The organism is Salipiger sp. CCB-MM3 (assembly GCF_001687105.1).
In the GTDB taxonomy this organism is placed as follows: Bacteria; Pseudomonadota; Alphaproteobacteria; order Rhodobacterales; family Rhodobacteraceae; genus Salipiger.
On record NZ_CP014596.1, the window covers coordinates 1,354,056 to 1,378,497 of the forward strand.

At 61.6% G+C, this 24,442-nt stretch carries 20 protein-coding genes, 1 tRNA gene and 1 pseudogene; 13 read left to right on the forward strand and 9 right to left on the reverse strand.

Features of this window, described 5'->3' with window-relative positions; genetic code table 11:
• The first annotated feature begins 70 nt into the window (after positions 1-70).
• Positions 71-721, forward strand: a complete 651-nt coding sequence (locus tag AYJ57_RS19925) for a TetR/AcrR family transcriptional regulator (RefSeq protein ID WP_066110150.1) — start codon at positions 71-73, stop codon at positions 719-721.
• A gap of 85 nt (positions 722-806) precedes the next feature.
• Here AYJ57_RS19925 and AYJ57_RS19930 read toward each other — a convergent pair whose 3' ends face one another.
• From AYJ57_RS19930 to AYJ57_RS19940, 3 genes are all read right to left on the reverse strand, one after another.
• Entirely contained in the window at positions 807-1,712 is a 906-nt protein-coding gene (locus AYJ57_RS19930) for a LysR family transcriptional regulator (protein WP_066110151.1), read from the reverse strand.
• Positions 1,713-1,968: 256 nt separating this feature from the next.
• Positions 1,969-2,694 carry a response regulator transcription factor gene (locus AYJ57_RS19935; RefSeq protein ID WP_066110153.1) on the reverse strand — a complete coding sequence of 242 codons (726 nt, stop codon included), beginning with the start codon at positions 2,692-2,694 and terminating at the stop codon, positions 1,969-1,971.
• Positions 2,691-3,836: a GAF domain-containing sensor histidine kinase gene (locus AYJ57_RS19940; protein ID WP_066110154.1), complete on the reverse strand. Its 1,146-nt coding sequence runs from the start codon at positions 3,834-3,836 to the stop codon at positions 2,691-2,693. The genes AYJ57_RS19935 and AYJ57_RS19940 overlap by 4 nt, the downstream gene beginning before the upstream one ends.
• Positions 3,837-4,131: 295 nt before the next feature.
• On the opposite strand from AYJ57_RS19940, the gene AYJ57_RS19945 reads away from it, so the two are divergent.
• The 6 genes from AYJ57_RS19945 to AYJ57_RS19970 all read left to right on the forward strand — a co-directional run bounded on the left by AYJ57_RS19945 (position 4,132) and on the right by AYJ57_RS19970 (position 10,144).
• Positions 4,132-5,154 (forward strand): ABC transporter substrate-binding protein, encoded by a 1,023-nt coding sequence (locus AYJ57_RS19945; RefSeq protein ID WP_083191380.1) that lies wholly within the window; start codon positions 4,132-4,134, stop codon positions 5,152-5,154.
• Between the two features lie 6 nt (positions 5,155-5,160).
• On the forward strand, positions 5,161-6,591 hold the full coding sequence (locus AYJ57_RS19950; RefSeq protein WP_066110158.1) for a sugar ABC transporter ATP-binding protein: 1,431 nt from the start codon (positions 5,161-5,163) through the stop codon (positions 6,589-6,591).
• 1 nt (position 6,592) lies between these two features.
• Positions 6,593-7,522 (forward strand): ABC transporter permease, encoded by a 930-nt coding sequence (locus AYJ57_RS19955; protein ID WP_066110160.1) that lies wholly within the window; start codon positions 6,593-6,595, stop codon positions 7,520-7,522.
• A gap of 10 nt (positions 7,523-7,532) precedes the next feature.
• Positions 7,533-8,468, forward strand: coding sequence for an ABC transporter permease (locus tag AYJ57_RS19960; protein ID WP_066110162.1), 936 nt, complete (start codon positions 7,533-7,535; stop codon positions 8,466-8,468).
• A complete protein-coding gene (locus AYJ57_RS19965) occupies positions 8,465-9,403 on the forward strand; it encodes an SMP-30/gluconolactonase/LRE family protein (protein WP_066110164.1) in 939 nt (312 codons plus the stop codon). The genes AYJ57_RS19960 and AYJ57_RS19965 overlap by 4 nt, the downstream gene beginning before the upstream one ends.
• A gap of 180 nt (positions 9,404-9,583) precedes the next feature.
• Positions 9,584-10,144 carry a type 1 glutamine amidotransferase domain-containing protein gene (locus AYJ57_RS19970; RefSeq protein WP_066110166.1) on the forward strand — a complete coding sequence of 187 codons (561 nt, stop codon included), beginning with the start codon at positions 9,584-9,586 and terminating at the stop codon, positions 10,142-10,144.
• A gap of 143 nt (positions 10,145-10,287) precedes the next feature.
• Here the strand turns inward: AYJ57_RS19970 and AYJ57_RS19975 are convergent, their stop codons facing one another.
• Entirely contained in the window at positions 10,288-11,037 is a 750-nt protein-coding gene (locus tag AYJ57_RS19975; RefSeq protein ID WP_193789542.1) for a sulfotransferase family protein, read from the reverse strand.
• Positions 11,038-12,157: 1,120 nt separating this feature from the next.
• Positions 12,158-12,516 (reverse strand): annotated as a pseudogene (locus tag AYJ57_RS25600) (transposase); the annotation flags it as partial.
• A 616-nt stretch (positions 12,517-13,132) separates the two neighbouring features.
• On the opposite strand from AYJ57_RS25600, the gene AYJ57_RS19980 reads away from it, so the two are divergent.
• The 3 genes from AYJ57_RS19980 to AYJ57_RS26655 all read left to right on the forward strand — a co-directional run bounded on the left by AYJ57_RS19980 (position 13,133) and on the right by AYJ57_RS26655 (position 14,908).
• Positions 13,133-13,582 carry an Arm DNA-binding domain-containing protein gene (locus AYJ57_RS19980; RefSeq protein ID WP_066110169.1) on the forward strand — a complete coding sequence of 150 codons (450 nt, stop codon included), beginning with the start codon at positions 13,133-13,135 and terminating at the stop codon, positions 13,580-13,582.
• Positions 13,583-13,619: 37 nt separating this feature from the next.
• A protein-coding gene (locus AYJ57_RS19990) for an IS3 family transposase (RefSeq protein ID WP_157374173.1) occupies positions 13,620-14,746 on the forward strand; the annotation gives its coding sequence in 2 pieces (ribosomal slippage) (positions 13,620-13,884 and positions 13,884-14,746; 1,128 coding nt in all).
• Positions 14,747-14,818: 72 nt separating this feature from the next.
• Positions 14,819-14,908: a hypothetical protein gene (locus tag AYJ57_RS26655; RefSeq protein WP_442974809.1), complete on the forward strand. Its 90-nt coding sequence runs from the start codon at positions 14,819-14,821 to the stop codon at positions 14,906-14,908.
• Positions 14,909-15,809: 901 nt separating this feature from the next.
• Here the strand turns inward: AYJ57_RS26655 and AYJ57_RS25980 are convergent.
• Together AYJ57_RS25980 and AYJ57_RS19995 are read right to left on the reverse strand one after the other, a co-directional pair.
• Complete coding sequence (locus AYJ57_RS25980) at positions 15,810-15,959, reverse strand: hypothetical protein (RefSeq protein ID WP_157374281.1); 150 nt, start codon at positions 15,957-15,959, stop codon at positions 15,810-15,812.
• Between the two features lie 216 nt (positions 15,960-16,175).
• Positions 16,176-17,302, reverse strand: a protein-coding gene (locus tag AYJ57_RS19995) for an IS3 family transposase (protein WP_157374283.1) whose coding sequence is annotated in 2 segments (ribosomal slippage) — positions 16,176-17,038 and positions 17,038-17,302 — 1,128 coding nt in all. Because the reading frame shifts where the segments join, the coding sequence is not laid out codon by codon here.
• On the opposite strand from AYJ57_RS19995, the gene AYJ57_RS25985 reads away from it, so the two are divergent.
• Both AYJ57_RS25985 and AYJ57_RS20010 read left to right on the forward strand, forming a co-directional pair.
• Complete coding sequence (locus AYJ57_RS25985; protein ID WP_157374285.1) at positions 17,237-17,824, forward strand: tyrosine-type recombinase/integrase; 588 nt, start codon at positions 17,237-17,239, stop codon at positions 17,822-17,824. The genes AYJ57_RS19995 and AYJ57_RS25985 overlap by 66 nt on opposite strands.
• 913 nt (positions 17,825-18,737) lie before the next feature.
• Complete coding sequence (locus AYJ57_RS20010; RefSeq protein ID WP_157374287.1) at positions 18,738-21,086, forward strand: lipase family protein; 2,349 nt, start codon at positions 18,738-18,740, stop codon at positions 21,084-21,086.
• A 498-nt stretch (positions 21,087-21,584) separates the two neighbouring features.
• Here the strand turns inward: AYJ57_RS20010 and AYJ57_RS20015 are convergent.
• A tRNA-Thr gene (locus AYJ57_RS20015) sits at positions 21,585-21,660 on the reverse strand.
• A gap of 50 nt (positions 21,661-21,710) precedes the next feature.
• On the reverse strand, positions 21,711-23,366 hold the full coding sequence (locus AYJ57_RS20020; protein ID WP_066110174.1) for an ABC transporter permease: 1,656 nt from the start codon (positions 23,364-23,366) through the stop codon (positions 21,711-21,713).
• 108 nt (positions 23,367-23,474) lie between these two features.
• Here AYJ57_RS20020 and AYJ57_RS20025 point away from each other — a divergent pair, with 108 nt between their 5' ends.
• The gene (locus AYJ57_RS20025; RefSeq protein ID WP_066110176.1) at positions 23,475-24,356 is read left to right on the forward strand and encodes a hypothetical protein; all 882 of its coding nucleotides are present in this window, start codon (positions 23,475-23,477) and stop codon (positions 24,354-24,356) included.
• The last annotated feature ends 86 nt before the right edge of the window (positions 24,357-24,442 follow it).

Sequence of the window (24,442 nt, forward strand, 5' to 3'; positions counted from 1 at the left end):
CAACATTGTTAATTACACTGTTACTGACAATGTCATGGACTTTCCGCAAATGTGCCTTAATCTCAGTGACATGACCCAGAAATCTCCCCGCCATCGCAGCAAAGAGGAAAAGAGTGCCGCCACCCGCGCCCGGCTGATTTCCGCCGCCCGGCGCCTTTTTGATAAGCACGGTTACCACAATGTCTCGGTTACCGAGATCGCCCGCGCCGCCGGTGTCACCCACGGGATGATTCACGTCTACTTCCATTCCAAGGCCGGGCTGCTCTATGCGCTGATCCGCGACAACAACGCGGCGCAGATCGACACGCTCTCGGGCTCATTGCACGAATATGCGACGTTCGAGGAAAAGCTGCGCCACATCGTGACCGTCTTCGCCGAAGATGACCTGTCCGACCCGCAACTGATGGCCGTGATGCAGGCTTATTTCTGGCAATGGCCCGCAGAGACCGAAGCCGAGAATCGCCTGCAACTGCGGCAGGCGCTTGCGCCGCTTTGGCAGGCGCTGCGCGATGAGCCCCGCTTTGCGCACCGCAGCGACGCGGAAATCGACGATGCCGTCGAGGCGTTCTACGGCATCTACAGCCACGGTCTGCGCCCGGCGGTCTATACCGGGGCCAGCGCGGCAGACTGCGCTGACCGGATTGTTTCCCGCAGCATGATGCTCTTTACTGGATTGTCTCAGCCCGCGAGCGGCGCAGGCGCCGTCGCAGCCGCCATCTAGAAGGCACCCTGCCCCCAGACAAAAAAACACCCCGGTCGCGCCGGGGTGCAGGTTGGCTTGGATCGAACAGCCTGAGGAAAAACGTTTACCAGTCCTGCGGGCCTTTGTCGGCGAAGGCATGGACGAGGAAGTCGATGAAGGCGCGGACCTTCGGTTGGGTGAAACGGCCCGGCGGATAAACCGCATAGATGCCCTGCGTCTCGACCGGCAGATCCGGGATCGCATCTTCGACAAGCCCCTGCTTCATCGCATCGGCGTAAAGATACGACGGCAGATAGGCGATCCCGAGACCCGCGATACAGGCGTTGAGCAGCGACTGCCCGTCGTTGACCGAAAGCCAGCCAGCGGTGCGCACCTGACGCTTTTCGCCCGACGGCGCGGTCACCTTCCAGACGTTGCCCGACGACTGGTTGGAATAATGCAGCAGCTTGTGCTCGTTGAGATCGTCGATCCGCATCGGACGCCCGAACTTCTGGAAGTACGACGGCGAGGCGATCATCCGCTTGGTGGTATCGGTGAGCTTGCGGGCGCGCAGCGTACTGTCTTCCAACTCGCCGATGCGCACAGCCATGTCGAAGCCTTCCGAGATCAATTCGACGTAGCGGTTGTTGAGCACCATGTTGACGGTGATGTCGGGAAATTCGGCAAGGAACTCGCCCAGAACCGGGCTCAGATGGTTCACCCCGAAATCCGTCGCGACCGAGATGCGCAGCAGTCCCGAAGGCGCCGATTGCATGGAGGTGACCAGCGCGTCGGCTTCGCCTGCGTCGTTCAGCACACGGCGGGCGCGGTCGTAATAGGCAAGCCCGATCTCGGTCGGCGAGACGCGGCGCGTCGTGCGGTTGAGCAGGCGCGCCCCCAGCCGGGCCTCCAGCGAGGAGACATGTTTCGAAACGGCCGACTTCGAGATCCCCATCTTCTTTGCCGCGTCTGTGAACCCTCCTTGGTCCACGACCATGGCAAAGGCCTCCATTTCGGTCAGTCGATCCATACCCATACCCTCACAATCGCTCGTCTGATATCGGTATCGTCCCGGAATGGGGCAGGACTTGGACGGAGCGGAGACAATATCGGGGTTTCGATGGGCACTGTGCCTGAGCGCGAAACCCGAAGGTAAAATGTGCTGAAGAACTGTTTCCGTCCTTCAAACGACCATGCCTGCCTCAGACCTCCGCCCGCCTTCGCCGCCGCCCTATGGTCACAATTACGGCCCTGCCCGTCTATCAGGACCCCGAGCCAGACCGCGGCTAGTGCACTGCCCTCGCGCGACCGGCGAGCCAGCGCTCGTACTCGCGCTGCGCGCTCTCCAGCGTCTCGACGTTGAGCGTACGGGTGGTGAAGGCGCGGGACAGCGCCTTGACCCGCTTGTTCAGCGCCGGGCCCATATCCTCGCCCTCGACCCCAAGCTTGTCGTAAAGCGACAGCAGCCGGTTCTGGACGGTGCGCAGAGACATGCCGCGACGCTCGGCGATCAGCTTGTCCTGCAACCCAAGCGCAAGATCGAGCAGCACCGCATATTCGCTTTCATCCAGCGCATTGCGCGGCGAGGCGGTGCGACGCTGCAGCCGATGCACCTCGCGGTCGACCATGATCTGCCCCTCCATCAGCACCGCGCGCAGCGCCAGCTTCAGACGCTCGCGGGTGGCGGTCTTCAGCACGTAGCCATAGGCGCTGTCCTCGGGCACGATGCGCGAGATGCCCCGCAGATAGGCCTCGTCGGAATAATTGGACCAGAACAGGATGCGCGTGCCGGGGCGCTCGGCCCAGATCGCGCGGGCGGCTTCGATGCCGTTCCGCCCGTCCATCTGCAGATCCATCACCACCGCCTCGATCCGGCCATCACGGGCCTCGGCCTCGCCAGCGGCACCGTCGGAGGCATGCAGCATCTCGGTCACCTCGGGCAGAGCCTCGGCAAGCGCGTCCTGCAGATAGGAGGCGTGAAACTGGTCGTCCTCGACAAGCAAGACTTTCATTCTTCGTTCTCCGGAAGGGTGACGGTCACGCGGGTGCCGCGATCGGCCACAATTTCAAGATCGGCGCCAATCAGCTGGGCGCGGGTACGCAAATGAGAGAGCCCGGACCGGCGGCCGACCTCGGGGCCGATGCCCCTGCCGTCGTCGCTGATCGTGACGCGCAGGCGCCGGGCGGGTTCGGAACTCACCGAGACGAGGATGCGGCGCGCGCCCGAATGGCGCGCGGCGTTGTTGATCGCCTCTTGTGTGATGCGAAAGAGCGCGGTGCGCGCGGTCGAGCCAAGCCGGTCCGGCGCGCCATCGGTCTCATCCTCGACGTCCACTTCCACCGGCTCGGCCCCCACCGCGCGCTCCAGATGGACGCGCACCGCATGGGCGTAGCCGAAAAGATCGAGCAGCGTCGGCACGGCGGTGTCGATGAGCGCGCGCAGATCGTCGATCGTGTCGGTGACCCGCTCGGCAAGCAGATCGCGGTCCAGCGGAGCGTCCCCGGTCAGATCCCGCAGGATCCGCGTCAGGTCGGCGAGCGTCTGGTCATGCAGATCCATGCCGATGCGCTGGCGCTCCTGCTCAAGCGTCTGGGTCAGTTCCAGCGCCCCCTGCCGCAGCCCCTCTGCCTCGTCCTGCGCGGCGGCACGGAAATGCGCCGCCTGCCGCGCCTTGCGCGCCGCATGCAGCGCGTGGAACCACGGCGCGAGCAGATTGCCGAGGTGCTGAAGCCGCGCGGCATCTGCCTTGTCGTAAAAGCCTTCGGTCTCATGCGAGATGTTGAGCGTGCCGGTCACCTTCCCCATGACCCGTAGCGGCACATTGATACGCGCGCGCAGGCGATGGTTGAGGATCGGCTCGCAACAGGCGCCGGGGAATGTATAGCGCGGGTCCTCCATGGCATTGGCGCTGATCATCATCTCGCAACGGCCCTGCAGCAGATCGCGCACCGGCGAGTAATGCACCCTCGTACGGCGGTGCGACCAGCGGGTCTCGATCCCCGCCTCATAGCTGACCACCCAGCCGGGGCTGTCGTGCAGGCAGATGTCGGCATGGGTGAAGGGGATCACCTCGGCGATGAGCGGCGCGATCGCCGCAAGCGCGGCGCTTATCTCGACCTCTTCGGACAGCCGCGCGCTGATCGCGTCGAACACGGTCTGTCTGCCAAGCCCAGCGGCGGCCTGCGCTACGGGCGCAGACCTGCCTTGCGCTGCACGAGCCGCTTGCGGTGAATTCATGATGCCTCCCCACGCGCCTCCTCTTGCGCGTCTCCGCAAGATGGCGCGTTACGCCGCAGAAGAAAACACCTTTTCCCGCAGAGTTCTTGCGGCTTTCCGCAAGCGATCTGCGGGCTGCTCACTTTACGGGCAGCTGCCGCAGGGGCAGCATGGGCGTGCCCGTGGAGGACGGGCGACCAGTGAGCGCCCGCAAAGGGCGATGGGAGGGAGAATGACCAAGTTCCAATTCGGAACCCGGATGCTGCTCGGCGCGGCGGGGCTTGCCATGGTGGTAGGCGGCGCAATGGCCGACACGTCCGGCAAGCGCATCGCGCTGTCGAACAATTACGCGGGCAATTCGTGGCGTCAGGCGATGCTGCAGACCTTTCAGGAGGTCGGCTCGAAGGCGGTCGAGGAGGGAGTTGTCGCCGCGGCGGACGCCTATACCACCTCCGAGAACCAAGCGACCGAACAGGCCGCGCAGATCCAGAACATGATCCTGCAGGGCTATGACGCGATCATCCTCAACGCCGCCTCGCCGACCGCGCTGAACGGCGCCGTGGAAGAGGCCTGCAACGCAGGCGTTACCGTGGTCAGCTTTGACGGTATCGTCACCGCGCCCTGCGCGTGGCGCATCGCGGTGGACTTCAAGGCGATGGGCAAGGAGCAGGTCGAGTATCTCGCGCAGCGTCTGCCCGAGGGCGGCAACCTGCTGGAGATCCGCGGCCTTGCCGGGGTTTTCGTGGATGACGAGATCCATGCGGGCATCGAGGAAGGCGTCAGCGAGAACAGCCAGTTCGAGATCGTCGGCTCGGTGCATGGCGACTGGGCACAGGACGTTGCGCAAAAGGCCGTGGCGGGCGTGCTGCCCTCGCTGCCCGATGTCGTGGGCGTGGTGACGCAGGGCGGCGACGGTTACGGCGCGGCGCAGGCGTTCAAGGCCGCGGGCCGCGACACGCCATTGATCGTGCTTGGCAATCGTCAGGACGAGATGCAGTGGTGGGCCGAGCAGCGCGATGCCAACGGCTATGAGACCATGTCGCTGTCGATCGCGCCGGGCGTGGCCTCGCTGGCCTTCTGGGTGGCGCAGCAGGTGCTGGACGGCGCCGAGGTGCCCAAGGATCTGACCGTGCCCTTCCTGAAGGTGACGCAGGACACGCTCGACGACGCTCTCGAGACCACGCCCGAAGGTTCGGTGGCCAACACGGTCTACACGCTCGACGACGCCAAGGCTGTTATCGAAGAGGCCATGTAAGCCATCATGAGTACCGCAGCCCAAGCGGCTGCGCCGATCGTCGCCCTGACCGATGCCGCCAAGCATTTCGGTCCGGTCAGGGCGCTCGACGGCGTGAGCCTGTCCATCTCTCCGGGAGACTGCCTTGGCCTTGTCGGCCACAATGGCGCCGGGAAATCCACGCTCGTCAACGTGGTCAATGGCGGGCTCGCGCCCTCCTCGGGCACCGTCACCTTTCCCGCCTCCAGCGCGCCCAACGCGCTGACCGCCGGGGTGCGCTCGGTGTTTCAGGAACTTTCGCTCTGCCCGAACCTGACGGCGGCAGAGAACCTGCGCATTTCGCATTCCGCGCTTCGGGGGCTGAACTGGCGCCCCCCTGCGCGCGCCGAGATCCGCGCCGCGCTGGATCAGGTGTTTCCCGGCCATGGCATCGACGCCGACGCGCCGGTCGACACGCTGACCATCGCCGAGCGGCAGATGGTCGAGATCGCCATCGGTTTTGCCCCGCGCGGCACCGAGGCGCGGCTGGTCATCCTCGACGAGCCCACCTCGTCGCTGGATGCGGGCATCGCCGAACAGTTGCTCGCGCACATCAAGACCTTCTGCGCGCAAGGCGGCGCGGTGATCTTCATCTCTCACATGCTGGGCGAGATTTTCGAGGTCGCGACCCGCATCCTCGTGATGAAGGACGGCAAGGTCGTCGCCGAGAAGCCCGCCGGGGGCTTCACCCGTCAGGGACTGGTCGATGCCATGGGCCATGTGGCTGCCGAGGGCACCGCCGCGCAGGCGGGTCGGGTGCAGGGCGCGGAAGTCGTGCACACGCCCGAAGGGCTCTGCGCGCGCGAAGGAGAGATCGTCGGCCTTTCGGGGCTCGCGGGCCATGGGCAGGCCGAGGCGCTGGCGCGGCTCTATCTTGGGGCCACCTCCTCGTGGCGCAGCCCGCGCGGGGCGGGGATGGTCTTTGTCGCCGGGGATCGGGGCCGGGATGGCGTGCTGCCGCTCTGGTCGATCCTGCGCAACGCCTCGATCTCGATCCTGCCGCAGATCGCCAAACGCGGCATGGTCGACCGCCCCCGCGAGGCCGAGATCATCGCCGAGTGGAAAAAGCGCATCGGCATCCGCACCGATGATGTGACCAACCCCATTCTGTCGCTCTCGGGCGGCAACCAGCAGAAGGTGCTCTTCGCCCGCGCGCTCGCCTCCTCCGCCCCGGTAGTGGTGATGGACGATCCCATGCGCGGCGTCGACGTGGGCACCAAACAGGACGTCTACGCCATGATCCGCGCCGAGGCCGCCAAGGGCCGCACCTTCCTTTGGTATTCGACCGAGACCGAGGAGGTCTGCCAATGCGACCGCGTCTTCGTGTTCCGCAACGGCGAGATCTCTGCCGAACTGACCGGTGACGAGATCACCGAGGAGCGCATCCTCGAGGCCTCTTTCGAGATGGAAGGGGCGTGACGTGAAGCTCTTTGCGAAATACCGGATCCTCTTGCCCGTGGTCTCGCTGGCAGTGCTGCTGGCGGCGACCTTCTACATGCAGCCGCGGGCGATGAGCTATTTTGGGCTCAACCTGCTCTTCAACCTCGCGGTGCCCATCGCGCTGGCGACCATCGCGCAGATGATGATCATCATGGTCAACGACATCGACCTGTCGCTTGGTGCCTTCGTGTCGCTGGTGGCCTGCGTCACCGCGACCTTCCTCAATGACAGCCCCATGCTGGGCGTGCTGATCCTGCTGGCGCTCGTGCTGAGCTATGCCGCGCTTGGCGCGGTGATCCACGCGCTTGACCTGCCCGCCATCGTGGTGACTTTGGGCATGTCCTTCGTCTGGGGCGGGCTGGCTCTGTTCATCCTCCCCTCGCCCGGCGGCGCGAGCCCCGGCTGGCTGCGCACGTTGATGACCGTCAAGCCGCCCTACATTCCCATGGCGGTCTGCGCCTCGGTGATCATCGCGGTGGTGACCCACCTGCTGGTGATCCGCTCGGGCATCGGTACGGTGCTGCGCGGGGTCGGCGGCAACGCCCGCTCGGTGCAGCGCGCAGGCTGGCCGGTGGTCCGTCTGAAGGCGCTGGCCTATGGCCTCGCCGGGCTTTTCGGGGTCTTCGCGGGCATGGCGCTGGTGGGTCTCACCACCTCGGCCGATGCCAATATCGCGCTGCGCTACACCTTGCTGTCCATTGCCGGGGTGATCCTCGGCGGCGGCGAGTTCACCGGCGGCAAGGTCAGCCCGGTGGGCGCGGTCATCGGCGCGCTCACCCTGACCCTCGCCGCGTCTTTCCTGAGCTTCCTGCGGCTCTCGCCCGATTGGCAGATCGGCGCGCAGGGGGCGATCCTGATCCTTGTCCTGACGGCGCGGCTGCTCTTCACCCGCCGCGACGCGCAGGCATGAGGAGGCGCGCATGAAACTCATCTCGAAACCCTGGGTCTGGTCCTGGGTCGCCGCCGCCGCCGCCTTCGCGCTGACCGTCGTGCTGACCGAGGGGCGCGGCGCCGGAGAACTGGCCTATGCCGCGCTCAGCTTCGGGGCCTTCGCCGCCATCGTCGGCCTCGGGCAGATGCTGGTGATCACGCTGGGGCCGGGCAATGTGGACCTGTCGATCCCGGCCACGATGACGCTTTCGGGCACGCTGGCGCTAAAGGCCATGGGCTCGGATCCGGGCACGGCGTGGATGGGGCTTGGCGTGGCGATCCTCGTCGGCTTCGGCACAGGTCTGGCCAATTTCGCGCTGATCTACCTGCTGCGGCTGCCGCCGATTATTGCCACGCTGGCCGCCTCGCTTGTCTATCAGTCGCTGGCGATCTGGTCGAACCGCGGGCTGCGGATCAAGCCTCCTGCCGGGCTCGCCGACTTCGCGACCGGACGCACCATGGGCATTCCCAACGTAGCTCTGGTGGGACTGGGCCTGTCGCTGCTGATCTGGCTGCTGCTCGAACGCTCGGTCTGGGGCCGCTGGCTGCTGGCCTCGGGGCAGAACCTGCGCGCCGCGCGGCTCGCCGGGGTGCCGGTCGAGGCGGTCCGCGCCGCAACCTATGTGGCCGTCACCGTCTTTGCCGCCATCGCGGGCTACCTGCTGGCCAGTTTCTCGGGCGGCGCGGCGCTCAACATGGGGGCCGAGTACCTGCTGATGTCGATCGCCGTGGTGGTCATCGGCGGCACCTCCATCGCCGGGGGCTTTTCCAATGTGCCGGGCGTCTGGGGCGCCTCGCTCTTCATGTTCCTCGTCGTCTCCATGCTCAACTCCTACGGCGCGGGCGCCGGGGTGCGCATGGTGCTGACCGGTCTCATCATCATCGGCATCGTGATTGCCGCCAGCACGAGGAGGGTTCAGCGATGATCCGCAACCCCGAGCATCTGGAAATCCATGACGCGCGCTTTCGCCGCCTCGTCCATCCGATGGGCAAGCTCGAACGGCTCTGCACCGGTTTCACATGGACCGAAGGGCCGGTGTGGTTCGGCGACCGAAACGCGCTGATCTTCTCCGAGATCCCGTCCCAGACGCTGTACCAGTGGACCGAAGGGCCCAGCGGCGGGCTCAGCACCTTCCGCGCGCAGAGCCAGTTCAACAATGGCAACACCCGCGATCCTTTGGGGCGGCTCGTGGGCTGCCGCCATGGCACGCGCGACGTGGTGCGCACCGAGCACGACGGATCGCTCACCGTGCTGGCTTCCGCGCACGCGGGCAAACGTCTCAACTCGCCCAATGACGTGGTGGTCAGTTCTGATGGTGCCGTGTGGTTCACCGACCCGACCTACGGCATCATTTCGAACTTCGAGGGCAACCGCGCAGAGCCCGAACAAGCCGCCCGCCATGTCTTCCGCATCCCGCCCGAGGGCGGCGCGCCGGTGCCGGTGATCTCGGACTTCGCGCAACCCAATGGCCTTTGCTTCTCGCCGGATGAGAGCCTCCTCTACGTGGCCGAAAGCGGCTCGAGCCATGACGACAGCGTGCCCTCGGTGATCCGCAAATACGCGGTGGAAGGCGCTGCGCTGACGCCGCTCGGCGCTTTCGCCACGCTCGACTGCGGCCTGCCCGACGGCATGCGCTGCGACATCGAGGGCAACCTCTGGTCCTCGGCGGGTGACGGGGTGCATTGCTTCGCGCCGGACGGCACGCTGCTGGGCAAGATCCTCGTGCCCGAGGTGGTCGCCAATCTCTGCTTCGGCGGGCCCGACGGCCAGCGCATGTACATCACCGCGACAAGCTCGATCTACCGCGTCTTCGTTGACGTGAAAGGCGCCGAGCCCTGGACCCGCAGCACCCGAGCCTGACCGCCCTTTCATTGTTCCTCAAATACGCCCGCCGAAGGCGATCCCCCGCCTCCGGTTCCGCCGCCGCCTTCAAAAACCCGTGTCCGGAAAAGTCGGAACAGCGGGCGGGCCCTTCCCGTTGCATATCCAGACGCGCCCAAGACGGCGCCTTAATTGCAAGACAGATGGAAGGAGACCCTCATGACCGCCATCAGCACCGCAAAGATCCTGATTATCGCCACCAATGGATTCGAGCAGTCGGAACTGGAATTCCCGCGCGACCAGTTGCGCGTGAAAGGCGCCGAGGTCCATGTGGCCACGCTCGACGGCAAACCCATCAAGGGCTGGGAAGGCACCGACTGGGGCCGCGAGGCCGAGGCCGACGCCAAGATCGCCGACGTCAATTCGCATGACTACGACGCGCTGGTGATCCCGGGCGGCCAGATCAACCCCGACCTGCTGCGGGTGGAGCCGGGTGTCATCAACCTCGTGAAAGACTTCCACAACGAGGGCAAGGTCATCGCAGCCGTCTGCCATGCCCCCTGGGTTCTGGTCGAAGCCGGCATCGTGAAAGGCCGCGAAGTCACCTCCTATGCGTCGATCAAGACCGATGTGATCAACGCGGGTGGCTCTTGGGTCGACGAAGAAGTGGCCTGCGACAAAGGCATCATCACCAGCCGCAAACCAGACGACCTGAAAGCCTTCGTCTCGAAAATCGTCGAAGAGATCGAAGAAGGTCAACACGATCGCAAGGCGGCGTAACCCTTCCGTACCGCTTTGCGACACCTGGCCGCGCCGGTCCCCCCGGCGCGGCCTTTTGCTCGGAAGGCGACAGAGCTGCCCCCTGCCGCGAAAGCCCCCAAGGAAGGTGGATTTTCCGCGCCAACCCCGACCCCGCGCTCGGGTCAGTGAACCACACTACGCGCCGATTGAGTGTCCCACGCTTGATTGAGCCGAGCGAGCATCTCGTCGCACAACGCCGCCACCCCAGGGGCGATAGCGACGTCGCGCCCGGCTCCGACAGACTTCGACGAGACGTGATAGCGATCGGCGGTCGCTAGAGATTGATCACCCGCGAACCGTCGGATGGCATCCGTTTCCGCCTTGGGATTTTGCACGAAAATCTCGTAAGGGACCAAAAGCACCCGCGGGTCTTCCTCAAGCGCCTGCTGGAAGAAGAGCGTATTGCGCGCATACCAGAACAGCGCGGCGGCATCGGCTTCGGTCGGCTCTTCGACAGCCTCACGCACCCGCCGAAGCGTCTCGTCGGAGAGGTTCTCCCCACGCCAGTCACTTCGGTCGTTCAGAAGCGCCGAGAGGTCCCGGCGCCCGTTATCCTCGCCAAACATCCGGAGGTTCGAGCGCACCACATCGCGATAGTCGCGAAACATCCAAACCGCCCGGCACTGTGGAAAACCATCCAGCATCGCTTTGGCATTTTGGCTTTCGACAAGAGGCTTCAGGACGATCAGATCGGCCGTGTTCCTCTCCAACCGCGCCTTCACATCCTCAAGCGGACGCAGGCGCAATCCATGCGTATCCTGCGGATCGCTCAGCGCGCTCTTTTCCGGGAACACATCGCTTCGCGGATCCTGCGACAGCACCTCGCTCAACATGGTGGTCCCGGAGCGCTGACATCCAAGGATCAGCAACATGCGCCGCTCACCGGCCGGCTCGCCGAACCGTCTCAACTTCTTGAATACACGCCGTGTTTCCACCGAAGCGCGGTGGCGTATCCGAGGCCAACTCACCGGTCTATCTCTTACAGTCAATCGCATTTACCAGACCTCAAAAAATTCAATACAAATCGCCACAACGCCTCGCGATGCGCCCTACTCTCCCGCTGAGCCCCATCGCAATTGAGCCGCGGCGTAGCGGCCAGGTGACCGCAACGAAAGGTATGCGCAATGTGAGGCCCGTCAGCCTTCAAAGCAGCCCCGGGGTCGCCGGAGAGGGATTAATTCCCCTCGGAGTTCCAATGCGAGCCCCGCTGAGAGTCATGCTGCCCTCAGCCGCGGGCTCTGGCAACGAATTTTTGAGCGAAAGAGCCCCCGGCATCCCAGGCCTCACACAAGGCGCCTTTGTGCGGGCGTCTGTCACTTTTCGTAAGCGCTCAAGGGCCCCTCAAATGCAAGCCCCGGACGCACCGCTTGAGCCTTTTCGTTCGTTTCCGAGGGGGGAGCCATCGTCATACCTTGGCTGGTCGCGTTGGGGCCGGATTGACTCTGTTGCACAAATAGGGTGATGGCCGAGGTTCCCCCCCTCCCCGGACGGACTGAGCCAGCCCAATTTCAGAGCAAATTTTTCTCGCCCGACTTTACAAGGAAGCCTGCATGAATGTTCAAGAGGCCTACGCTTCCTTGGTGATAGCTAATCAGGCGTTTGTACGCCCAATGCATGCACCTTGCTTGCGGATATTCGACCGCATGGCTTAGGCTGAGGACTTCGGCAACGGGGGCGGCCCAGTCAAGAGTTTTCGCGCACGTCGAACGCCCCGCCTAACCGCGGTTTTGTCCTTATAGCTGTTGATTGGTTTCCCTGTTCGGCGGCCTTCTTTTGAGATCGACCCGGGTGCATGCTTCGGTCCGTGGTCGGCGCGGTGGCCGCCAACATGATGCTGGTTCAATGCAATTCTGGTGTGCCCATCTCATTGGCGTGCTCGACAAGGTCGGTATCAGTCCTGAGCACCGCATCACCGGAACCCCGCGTCCCGTGGGGACCTCGAAGGCTCGCGATCAGGCAAGCAGCAATCTGTAACCTGTGTCGTCTACCGGCATGAAGCACCGGCCTGTCAAAACGGAAGTCGGTGTCATCTCTCCACATCCGATGAAGGATCACGGCGATACGTCGGGCCAGCGCAACCATTGCGCGCTTGGCGCCGCGGTGGCGCGCGAGCTTCGCCGGCCAAGTTTGCAGCCATGTTGCTCGTCCGCGATGCATCATGACGGTGGCGCCTGGCACAGCGCGCGGCACAGGTTGACGTCGCCCGCCTTGGTGATACCGCCTGAGATGTCGCGCTCGCCAGACTGGTTGCGAGACGGCGTCAAACCGACCCACGGCCCAACTTTTTTCGAGGATGTGAAGCGACCAGGATCATCCACTGCGGATCGGTAGGTCAATGCCGCCTTGGAGCCGTCAATAGAGTTTGGTCACGCACAGCCGCGTCTCGCTAAGCAGATCCCGAATGGAGAGGCGCAGCGATGACCCCGCCGATGTAGAATAGCAAGCAAGCCAACGCAGCTATCACGCAGCAGGATCAAGAATGAATTTCTACTCGGGAAACTTTCTACTTGGTATCGCCCGCGCGACTCCGCTGCAAGAGATGCTGTGTGTCACGTGACGACGGCGGCGGCGAACGGACGTGCTGCCATTTCGCTTCGACGCCTGCAGCGTCGTCTCCATGGGCTGGAGTTGAGCCGCTGTCGAGCGTTTTAGCCCAACACGCGATACCGCCCTCCATGTCGCAGAGCTTACGGTGCTGGAAGGTCGGTTCAGAGAACCTTGAACCGCATGATACTTCGGAACTAGGCATAGAAATTTCGCATAAATTCTAGGTGCTTAATGGTGCCCCCACACTGACGCGCTAATGTGTTGCATCGAGTTGCCTGCCGCTGCGTTAGTTACTTGTTTTAACTCTCTTTTCACCCCCTTGAATGTAACACTCAGTTGTGTCGGGTTGCTCCTGTTTGCGAGATCGTTTGGGGGGCTGCTTGGGGGGCTGTGTGCTGGCGTTGTTGTGGGGGAGTCCTTATGTCTCGGGCGAAGAACAAAATCTCGGCGCTGGCCGTAAAGCGGTTGGGTCCGGGTAAACACGAGGACGGGGGTGGGTTGCGTCTGGAGAAGACCGCTACTGCGGCAAAGTGGATTTGGCGCTACTCCATCCAAGGTCGCCGGCGCGAGATGGGGCTCGGCACTCTGGACGAAACCCCTCTCTCGGAGGCTCGTAAAGCGCGCGATCGATGGGCCGCGGTGCTGGCGTCGGGTAAGGATCCAATCTATGAAAGGAAGCGCGAGCGCGAAATCGTGGTGGAAGAAATCCACCGGGTTGATCCGACCTTCGAGCAATATACCATGTCCGTCTTCGAGGCCCGCAAAGCGCGGCTACGAGGCGATGGCGAACGTGGGCGTTGGCTTTCTCCGCTGAAGCACCATCTCTTCCCTGAGCCAGCCCCTTTGAAGTGGTCCACCCACGAAGCCTGAAATCCGATAGGATTTCGGCGAACAGGAGGACTACGGAATGGCTGGAAAGCGTGAGAAGCCGGAAGACATTGTCACCAAGCTGCGTCAGGTCGAGGTGTTGCATGGCCAGGGCCTGTCGATGGCCGATGCGGTGCGGCAGATCGGGATATCGCAGCATACCTTTTACCGGTGGCGGAAGCAGTATGGTGGGATGAACCGGGCACAGTTGTCGCGGCTGAAGGAACTCGAGAAGGAGAACCTGAGGCTGCGGCGGGCGGTATCTGACCTGACGCTCGAGAAGCTGATCCTGACCGAGGCTGCCCAGGGAAACTTCTAAGCCCTTCGCGCCGCCGCGAATGCGTGGAGCATGTGTGCGAGACACTCGGCATCTCCGAACGCCGGGCCTGCCGGGTGCTCGGCCAACACCGCTCCACGCAGCGCAAGCCACCACAGGGCCGGGAAGACGAGGCGCGGCTGACCGCCGACGTCATCGATCTGGCCCGGGAGTATGGCCGCTACGGCTACCGCCGGGTCGCCGTGCTGCTGCGGCGTGCCGGCTGGCAGGTGAACCACAAGCGGGTGGCGCGCATTTGGCGGCGCGAAGGGCTCAAGGTCCCACACAAGCAGAAGAAGCGCGGCAGGCTCTGGCTGAACGATGGCTCTTGCGTGCGGCTGAAGCCCGAGCACCCCAACCACGTCTGGTCCTACGACTTCGTGCAGGACCGGACCAGTGACGGCCGGACCTACCGGACGCTCAACATCCTCGATGAATATACGCGGGAGGCGTTAATGATCCGTGTCGACAGGCGACTGAACTCCACCGATGTCCTGGACGCCCTGACCGATCTCTTCATCCAGCGCGGCCCGCCGCGGTTCATCCGGTCCGACAACGGCCCGGAGTTCATCGCGCAGAAGGTGCGCGACTGGATCGAGCTGGTGGGGGCGAAGACCGCGTACATCGAGCCGGGGTCACCCTGGGAGAACGGTTATTGCGAGAGCTTCAACAGCAGGTTCAGGGACGAACTCCTCAATGGCGAGGTCTTCTACTCGTTGAGGGAGGCGCAAATCCTCATCGAACAATGGCGAAAGCACTACAACACCGCTCGGCCGCATAGCGCTCTTGGATATCGGACACCGGCACCGGAGACATTCATCCCCATAGACCGAAGGCCGACCATGCATTAGCATTTAACCCGGACCACTCGATGGGGTCAGCTCAACCTTCCTGTCTTTTCAAACGCTTATGCAGGAAAAGTGGTGCCCCCACACGGGCCGACAGGAACATTAAATTTCTCAATAAAATCAGCGACTGGCTGTCCCAAATGCGGTTCGATCCGGCAAACATAAAATCAATGGGTTACAGAGAAAGTGTCCCACGCTCCTCGAGCGTGCCGGCCATGGTGGGCCCAAGCGCTCATCTGTTGCATGCCGCAGTTCTACACAGGCTATGATGGCATCATGCGACCCTTGGCGGCGTTGCTCTTATCCCTACAATCAAATACCATTTAATTGCACTACTCGCGATTATCGTCCTGATTTATACTTCATACGTTCAGAGACCTATATTGTTTAGTGAGTTCACATGTTTGATTGGCTCTTTATCACCGCAAGCACCCTAAAAAATTGGCTACTATCCCTCCCAGAGATTGCACTACTTGCTGCGATATTTACAGCGGTCGCTTTGGCTGTAGGCCTACCCCTTTACGGCATAATACATCGCATGGAAAGACGTAGGCGGCGAAGGGCAAACCCATGGTTGGTTTCCCAGCCACCTTGGAGGAACAGGCGTTCCACTCGAAGACGCTTGCTTCGGAGAGGACTGAGCGCAAACACCGAGCTCGCCCTCAGCGCATGCATCGCCGTAGCCATCTTCGCGTACACTAAGGCATCGGACATGTTTCCTGATGAGGTACCCCCCTCCACCGTGCGAGTACATCGACATGGTGGCGCAAAGGGCGCTACCGAATTGTCTGGGACAACAACTCATATACGCGACGGCGACACCATTGAGGTCCAAGGCGTTCCAATCCGCTTCGAGTCGCTCGACTGCGCCGAACTGGGTACGCCTCAAGGCGAACGGGCCAGTGCGAAAATGAAAGAGCTCGCATCCAATCGATCGCTCAGGTGCACCCTGATCGGGCGTAAGAGTCACGATAGGGAAATTGGCGAATGCTCCCTTGCAGACGGTAGAAGCTTGAGCAAGATCATGATCACCGAGGGCTACTGCAAACGCTGGCGCTGAGCCCCCTCACCTGCTCTGGTGTCCCTCTATCGCGCCAACCGGCGAACCGATCTCCTCCTCGGCCCTCTGTCGCAAATACTCACGCGCTTTATCCGTCAGTCCATAACGCATCATGTAATCGAGCAGCACTTCGCTCAGTCGAACTTCCTCCGGCATGTTGACCTCCTGTGATTGCACCTCAAGGCTGCGGGAAAAGTCTTAATAAGGGCTGAATGGGCGATGCTAGGAGCGCGCCCGCCGCGTTTGGGAGGGCGAACAAACCAACGGCGGCGGAACAGACCCGACAACCCGCGCGACTCCGATCAGCGCTAGGGTGGCGCACCCGATAGGAGAACGCCTGAGCTGACCCCATCGAGTGGTCCGGGTTAAATGCTAATGCATGGTCGACCTTCGATCTATGGGGATGAAGGTCTCCGGTGCCGGTGTCCGATATCCAAGAGCGCTATGCGGCCGAGCGGTGTTGTAGTGCTTTCGCCATTGTTCGATGAGGATTTGCGCCTCCCTCAACGAGTAGAAGACCTCGCCATTGAGGAGTTCGTCCCTGAACCTGCTGTTGAAGCTCTCGCAATAACCGTTCTCCCAGGGTGACCCCGGCTCGATGTACGCGGTCTTCGCCCCCACCAGCTCGATCCAGTCGCGCACCTTCTGCGCGATGAACTCCGGGCCGTTGTCGGACCGGATGAACCGCGGCGGGCCGCGCTGGATGAAGAGATCGGTCAGGGCGTCCAGGACATCGGTGGAGTTCAGTCGCCTGTCGACACGGATCATTAACGCCTCCCGCGTATATTCATCGAGGATGTTGAGCGTCCGGTAGGTCCGGCCGTCACTGGTCCGGTCCTGCACGAAGTCGTAGGACCAGACGTGGTTGGGGTGCTCGGGCTTCAGCCGCACGCAAGAGCCATCGTTCAGCCAGAGCCTGCCGCGCTTCTTCTGCTTGTGTGGGACCTTGAGCCCTTCGCGCCGCCAAATGCGCGCCACCCGCTTGTGGTTCACCTGCCAGCCGGCACGCCGCAGCAGCACGGCGACCCGGCGGTAACCGTAGCGGCCATATTCCCGGGCCAGTTCGATGACGTCGGCGGTCAGCCGCGCCTCGTCTTCCCGGCCCTGGGGCGGCTTGCGCTGCGTGGAGCGGTGTTGGCCGAGCACCCGGCAGGCCCGGCGTTCGGAGATGCCGAGTGTCTGGCGCACATGCTCCACGCATTCGCGGCGGCGCGAAGGGCTTAGAAGTTTCCCTGGGCAGCCTCGGTCAGGATCAGCTTCTCGAGCGTCAGGTCAGATACCGCCCGCCGCAGCCTCAGGTTCTCCTTCTCGAGTTCCTTCAGCCGCGACAACTGTGCCCGGTTCATCCCACCATACTGCTTCCGCCACCGGTAAAAGGTATGCTGCGATATCCCGATCTGCCGCACCGCATCGGCCATCGACAGGCCCTGGCCATGCAACACCTCGACCTGACGCAGCTTGGTGACAATGTCTTCCGGCTTCTCACGCTTTCCAGCCATTCCGTAGTCCTCCTGTTCGCCGAAATCCTACCGGATTTCAGGCTTCGTGGGTGGACCACTTCAAAGGGGCTGGCTCACCGGGGTGATCTCTATTTGCTCGGCCGCAGGCACGAGGTGCAGCGCGACGGGGTCTCCTGGCTTGACTCGCAACCAGGAAAGAAGGGCAGCGCGCCGGCCAGCCTTCCCATGGCGCCACAGCTGCTCGCCGCCACGCGCGGCATGACCGTGCAGGGAAAGACGTATCTACTGAGCAAGCACGGCCGCTCCTTCCGCAGCCCAGAGGTGCTCGGGAACACCGTGCAGAGATGGACCTCGGAAGCCGGGCTCACGGCCCGCTCATCGCACGGTCTGCGCAAGGCTCTGGGTGGACTGCTGGGGGAATTGGGCTGCTCGGAGCTGCAGATCATGTCGATCCTCAGCCACACTGAACCTACCACGTCATCGATTTACACAAAGAGCGCTGAACGGCGCCGGTTGGCGCGCGAAGCGATGCAGATGGTGGGCGGCCTAAAGCTATGGTGACCCAAATCTGCCCATAATTCCCGACAGCTGGATCGCCCACAGGTAAATGAAGGCGCTCTGTGGAGAATCGCGCATTTAAAGCATCGGCATAAATGCAGAGAACGAGGTCCCCGCCAGCCTCCGCGCCCTGGGCAGGCCCGCTCGTCCGATGTAAGCCCTATTTTGCCCTTTGCCTCGAGATACCTCGTCGGGAGAAGGGGACTTTTACGTCAAGAAAATGGAGCGTTCGCTCGGCGAACCTTCCTGCCGTTCGCCGGTGCCGCCGCATGTCTGTCTTGTACCGAAGGCTTGATAGGAGGGAGCCGAGCTGCCCCCAACGGACCGTCATATAAAGCGTGACGAATGACAGCTTGGAGCGGAGTAAGCCGGCATTCGCCGCACACGTCGCGAAACTAGGCAATGCGGACGAACCTGCCCACGAAAAGGCGTTGTAGGCTTCGCGAAGGCGTCTGTCGAGCTTGGCTGGGGCTTACGACCCAATCAACCTCGTGGTGAGCGACGCGAATTAAGTAGCCACTGTCGAGAGATTTCCTACGGATAGCCCTGTCCCGCAAGAATCTTGCGTTGTCTTTCGGAATTTTCGGTGCAAGCTGAAAACCAGCCTGGACGGCAGTAGTGAGTACAAAAGGTCTATATTGAAGAGCTTGATGCTGCGAGGATACATTGAAGTCCACCCAGCATGTCATGGAGCACTTAAGCCACCTCGGAAATTCGGAGGTGGTTCGCATAGTATAAAAATCCACGACACGTGGGTAGCGCATCGGATATAAGTTTCACGGTAGCATCTTTGCGCGCTAAAAATGAAGCAAAACCACGTGATAGAAGAATTTGAGATTTTAGCCGTACTGGAAGGTAAATTGTACTATAACATTTTCCTATGATTAAAGATATTTAAGTGGAGCACGAAAGCAACATGAACAATACGATTAAGTGGGATTTCAGCGGTAGTTTGTCCGGGGTTCGCATGCCAGAGCTACTCGCTATAGAGGATCTCTTTTTTTTAAGGATGGTAGGGCCAGCCGATACATTGCCCCTTCTGTCTGTAAACTTCTTGCACTCATATGATGGCGAAGAATTCGAGGGAGTTACATATGTACCCGGACAAGGGATGAATAGCGATGACTTTCCTCAGCCGACAAAGACAACAATTTCTGGATACTCCAAGGGAGGGGGGGACCTTGTGTGGCGTAGATTCCCAATTTTTATTGACGGAGATTTCCCCACAGCGCCTGATGTGTCAGACTACATCGTGGATGACTTGTATCCGAACTGGGAAGCCGCGGAGCAGGCAATATCGACGTTCCTGGATGCGGTAGAGACATGGTTTCGAGAAGTAAAGTCCAACGTAGAAGCGCTTCGCTACCGTGACCCCGATACAGGTCTATCACTGAAGTTGACCTTTCTAAATCCCGCCACCAGAGATGACTTGACCCAAGGGGACTTTTCCGATCAGGAATCGATTATAGACATGCCATTCCCCTATCTTTTGTCCAATTCGGCGGATATTTTAGGAACGGACTTCGCGGACAACCTGACTGGCGGAAGCCAGGGGGATACCATTCACGGAGAAGGCAGGAATGATACAATTCGGGGCGGCGACGGAAATGACTATATCGACGGCGGCGGGGGAAAAAAAGACATCCTTATAGGTGGAAACAAGGCCTCAGACGGGTCTCTTGACGACTTCGACACATTCTTTCTAAGCGGAAATCGCTCAGACTACTCTATAGTACAGAGCGGAAAAATAAGCCTCTTCAAAAACGAAGTAACTGGCGAGATCGACGTTGTAAGGGGATTTGAGAAAGTAGAATTTGAGGGAGATATTTTCGGTCCGGAGCGAACCCGCATTCAGAACTTTGTTCTTGAGCTTGCCGAATTGTCAAAAATGGCATATGAAAGCACATTTCAAGAAGGCCGTCTCGAGGGTAAATGGCTCCCAGTTCACGCCAATGAACTAGGAATTCCTGTATATGCTGACGATTCATCGTACAGCATGATTAACGGAGTATTCAGCGCAATAAACGGCGCCGGCGTAGCGCATATTGGGGAAGCAATGATAGATGGTCAGCACACCATTTTTATCGCGTTTCGAGGTACCGATGACTCCGTTGACGCGGCATTCGGCTGGGGGCCCCAAGTGGAAGATTATTACTGGCCTGCATTTGATCCTTTACTTGATGGACTACGTTCCTTCTCTGAGGAACGAGGGTCAAACATAATCGTCACTGGCCACAGCCTGGGAGGAATTTTGGCCCAGATGTTCATGGAGGAATTTAAAGACGAAAATACGCGCGCGGTAACATTTGCCTCCCCGGGCTCACCGACAGGGGAGGACGCCGACCCGAGGATTTTACACATCGAGCACAGCCAGGATATTGTACCTTGGATTGGAGACATTGCCGCATCTAGCCTTGAAGAATTGCTTCCCGCCGAACATGAGAATTTGGCTTACTTGTGGAAATTTCACAAGGCCGGAGAACGAGTTATTATACCTGTCGACGACGGGTCGTCTCTTTTGGACAATTTTCTTGGCCCGCATGAGCACAACATGAGTATGTATCTAGAAAACATCAAGGCCATCTATCAATCAAAAATTTCAGTTGATGTGCTTGATGTCGATAGCTATCGCCCTGGATTTATTTCTCGCATGTATGCAGCCCCGAGTGATGTCTTTGAATTTTATGGGGACAAGGGTGATTATGATGAGATTCTCATCGGAAACAACGAAGAGAACGACATCAACGGATATGGAGGGGACGACAAAATCTTCGGCCGAGGGAAGAAGGACTTCATCAATGGAAGGAATGGCGCGGATGAAATCTTTGGCGGCCAGGGTAAAGACGCAATTTTTGGCGGCAAAGGTAATGATACTATATTTGGGGGGGACGGCGAGGATGTAGTTTTTGGCGACAAGGATAATGATGAAATATTTGGAAAAAAAAATAATGATACTCTTTCTGGGGGTGGCGGCTCGGATCGCATAGATGGAGGCCCTGGGGACGACACGCTAGTTGGCGGCAAGAAGGGAGATATTTTCATCTTCTCTAAGGGGCGTGATACTGTTCACGACTTTAATGCTTACTCAAGGCACGAGGATATTGATCTAAGTGGAACCACGTGGATCAGAAACTACAAGGATATCACTAAGAACCATCTAACTCAGGTGGGGGAGAATGCGGTGCTCGATGACCTTGAGGGTAACACTTTGACCCTCATTGGCGTTTCACTCGCTGATTTAGACAGGAGCGATTTCATTTTGTGATCGCTAGCTCCGCTTTCCACTGGTGACTTGCTTTGCCGTGATGGTGCCGATCGTGTTATCGGCACCATTTCTTGGCAATGATGTAGGTGCGATCTAGTCTACCTTCTGTACGATTTCTTGGTGTTCCAACTTGCGGCAACGAAGGTCATCCTTCCATCCTTCGTCGAGAATGCCGAGCCGACTATGACTACCGGGACTTAGCCGCCTGCAGGAGACGTGCTGCGTCTTTAAACGCGGCTTCAGAGCCTCACATAGTCTTTTCCGCTTTTGCGCATTCCTGCCTGAGCAGGGCAGCAGGGCGAGCAGCGGCTACCTGCGCTCAGAGGTCGACTGACGCTGGCCCGCCTCGCGGCTGCCGCACGCCCGGACCCGGACTTACCTGATCGCTTGTTCAGCATGAGTGAACTCGATCGGTATGAGCTCAAAGTGTCCCACGCTCAAAACCCGTGGGACAAAACCGCGATAAAATGCTGTGAAACCAATGCATGAAGGTTGAACTGGTGCCCCCACACGGACTCGAACCGCGGACCTACTGATTACAAATCAGTTGCTCTACCAGCTGAGCTATAGGGGCACCGTGGGCGCAGGGATATGCCAGCTTGGCCACCGGGTGCAAGGGGGATTTCACCGATTTGCCTTTGCCAGAAGCCCGACCGCCGCCAGACCGACGCCGATCACCAGCACTGCGGCGGGGGCGGCGCCTCCGAGGTTCTCCAGCGACGCCTGATCATGCACGCGGGTTGCCAGCGTCTCGTAGTTGAACGGGCGCAGGAGCAGCGTTGCGGGAAGCTCTTTCACACAATCGACGAAGACCAGCAGCAGCGCCGAGGCGACCGAACCGCGCATCAACGGCACGTAGACCTCGCGCAGGGTCTGGCCTTGTGTGCGCCCCAGCGAGCGCGCCGCGCGGGCTAGGTTGGGCGAGACTCGGCCCATTGCGGCATCCGCCGCGCCTTGGGCGATGGCGAAGAAGCGCACGAAGTAAGAGAGCACCAGCGCGAAGGCCGAACCGGTCAGCACGAGGCCGATGTCCACGCCGGTGAGCGCCTCGACGCCGTCGGCAACCATATGATCCACCGCCGCCAGCGGGATCAGAATGCCGACGCCCAGCACCGCCCCGGGTGCCGCGTAGCCGATGGTCGAGACCGGCAGCAGCAGCCGCGGCAGTTGCCGCCCCGACAGGCGCACGCCATAGACCAGAAACACCCCGCCCAACACGGTCAGAACTGCTGCGATGCCGCCAACGCTGAGCGTGTTCGCTCCGGCACGCCAGAGATCCGGGTCCGACCAAGCGCCCGCGTTGTCGAGCGCGTGCCCGAGGATCACCCATGCCGGCAGCACAAAGCCCATGGCAAAGGGAATGGCGCAGGCCAGCGCGGCACCCCATGCCCATCCCCCCGCGAGCCGCGTGCGCGGTACCGGGCGGTGACGCGACGAGAGGTTGAAGAACCGCATCTTCCGGCGCGAGCCCTTCTCCAGCAGCACCAGCAAGATCACCAGCGCCAGCACGGTCCCGGCGATCTGTGCCGCGCCGCCCGCGTTGTTGCTCTGCAGCCAGACGCTGAAGATGCCGGTGGTCAGCGTCTGCACCGAGAAGTAATCGACCGTGCCGAAATCATTCACCGCTTCCATCATCGCGATCGCCATGCCCGCGGCGATCGCTGGCCTCGCCAGCGGCAGGCCCACCCGCCAGAACCGGGCAAAGGCGCCCTGCCCCAGCGAGCGCGCCACCTCGTCGGCGCTGCCCGGCTGCTCGCGAAAGGCGTTACGTGCGAGCAGGTAGACATAGGGGTAAAGCGCCGCCGAGAGCACGAGGATCGCCGCGCCCATCGAACGGATCTCGGGGAACCAATAGTCGCGCGAAGTCTGCCAGCCGAAGATCTGCCGCAGCCCGGTCTGCACCGGCCCGGCGTATTCCAGAAAATCCACCAGCGCATAAGCGCCCACATAGGCCGGAATTGCCAATGGCAGCAGCAGCAGCCATTCGAGCCAGCGCCGCCCGGGGAACTCGTAGCGCGCGATCAGCCATGCGGCCCCGGATCCGGCAGCCCCGGCCAGCAGACCAACCCCAGCCATCAGTTTCAGCGTATTGCCGAAATAGCGCGGCAGCGTCGTCGACACGAGATGCGGCCAGATGTTCTCGCTGGGAAAGAGCGCGATCCAGAGCACCGCGAGGATCGGCGCCACCACCACAGACGCGATCAGCGCCGCCCCCAGCGACCACGGGCTCGGCCAGCGCGCGCGAAAGCGGCGGGGGGCGCTGTTGTCGGCAAGGCTCATGGCGGCTCCTTCGTGGATCCTTCTGGTTCGCGCGCGGTTTCGCTCGGGCGCAAAGCGCTTATAGTGCGCCCTAAAGGCAATCGAAAGAGCAGGCGGAACCACAGGGCCATGCAGGTCATTCTTCACATCGGCGTCCATTGCACGGACGAGGACCGGCTGCTCAAGGGACTTCTGCGCAACGCCGACGATTTTCACCGCGAGGGCATCTCCATTCCCGGCCCCTCGCGCTATCGCATGTTGCTCTCGGAAGTGGTGAGCCAGCTTGGCGCGGGCACTCCGGCGCCCGAGGCGCGCGAGGTGATGCTCGACGCGATCCTGAGCGAGGATCCGGCGCAGGTGAAACGGGTGATCCTCAGCCACGAGACGCTTTTGTCGGTGCCCAAACTGGCGCTCGAAGGCGGCGAGATTTACCGCAAGGTCGAGCGGCGCCTGCAGGCGGTGGCCAAGCTTTTCGACGGCGATGATCTGCAAATCCTCGTTGGCCTGCGCGATTTCGCCACGTGGATCCCGGCGATGCTGCGCGCGACGCCGCATGAGACCCCCGAAAGCTTTCTGGCCGGGGCCGATCCGATGCAACTGCGCTGGTCCGACCTTATCGCCCGGATCCGGCAGGCGCTGCCGGACGTGCCGCTGCTGCTGTGGTGCAACGAGGATACACCGCTGCTCTGGGGGCAAATCCTGCGCGAGGCCGCGGGGATCGAGGCAGAGCGCAAGATCATCGGCAGCTTCGATCTCTTCTCCGAGCTTGTCAGCCCCGAAGCGATGCAGCGGTTCCGCGGCTTCCTGCGTGAGAACCCGCAGGTGAGCGAGGCACAGAAGCGCCGGGTGATGGCGGCCTTCTTGGAAAAATACGCGCTGCCCGAGGCGATGGAAGAAGAGCTCGACATGCCCGGCTGGGACGCGGCCTATGTGGATATGCTCACCGAGCTATACGACGAAGATGTCTGGCAAATTTCGCAGATGGATGGCGTGCGGGTGTTGAGCCCCTGAGGGCGCGTAGCGACCGCAAACACCGTAGACGCGCTGCCCCGTAGCCTAGCCTTTACGGGTAGGCCTCGCGCAAGGATCAGCCGCCG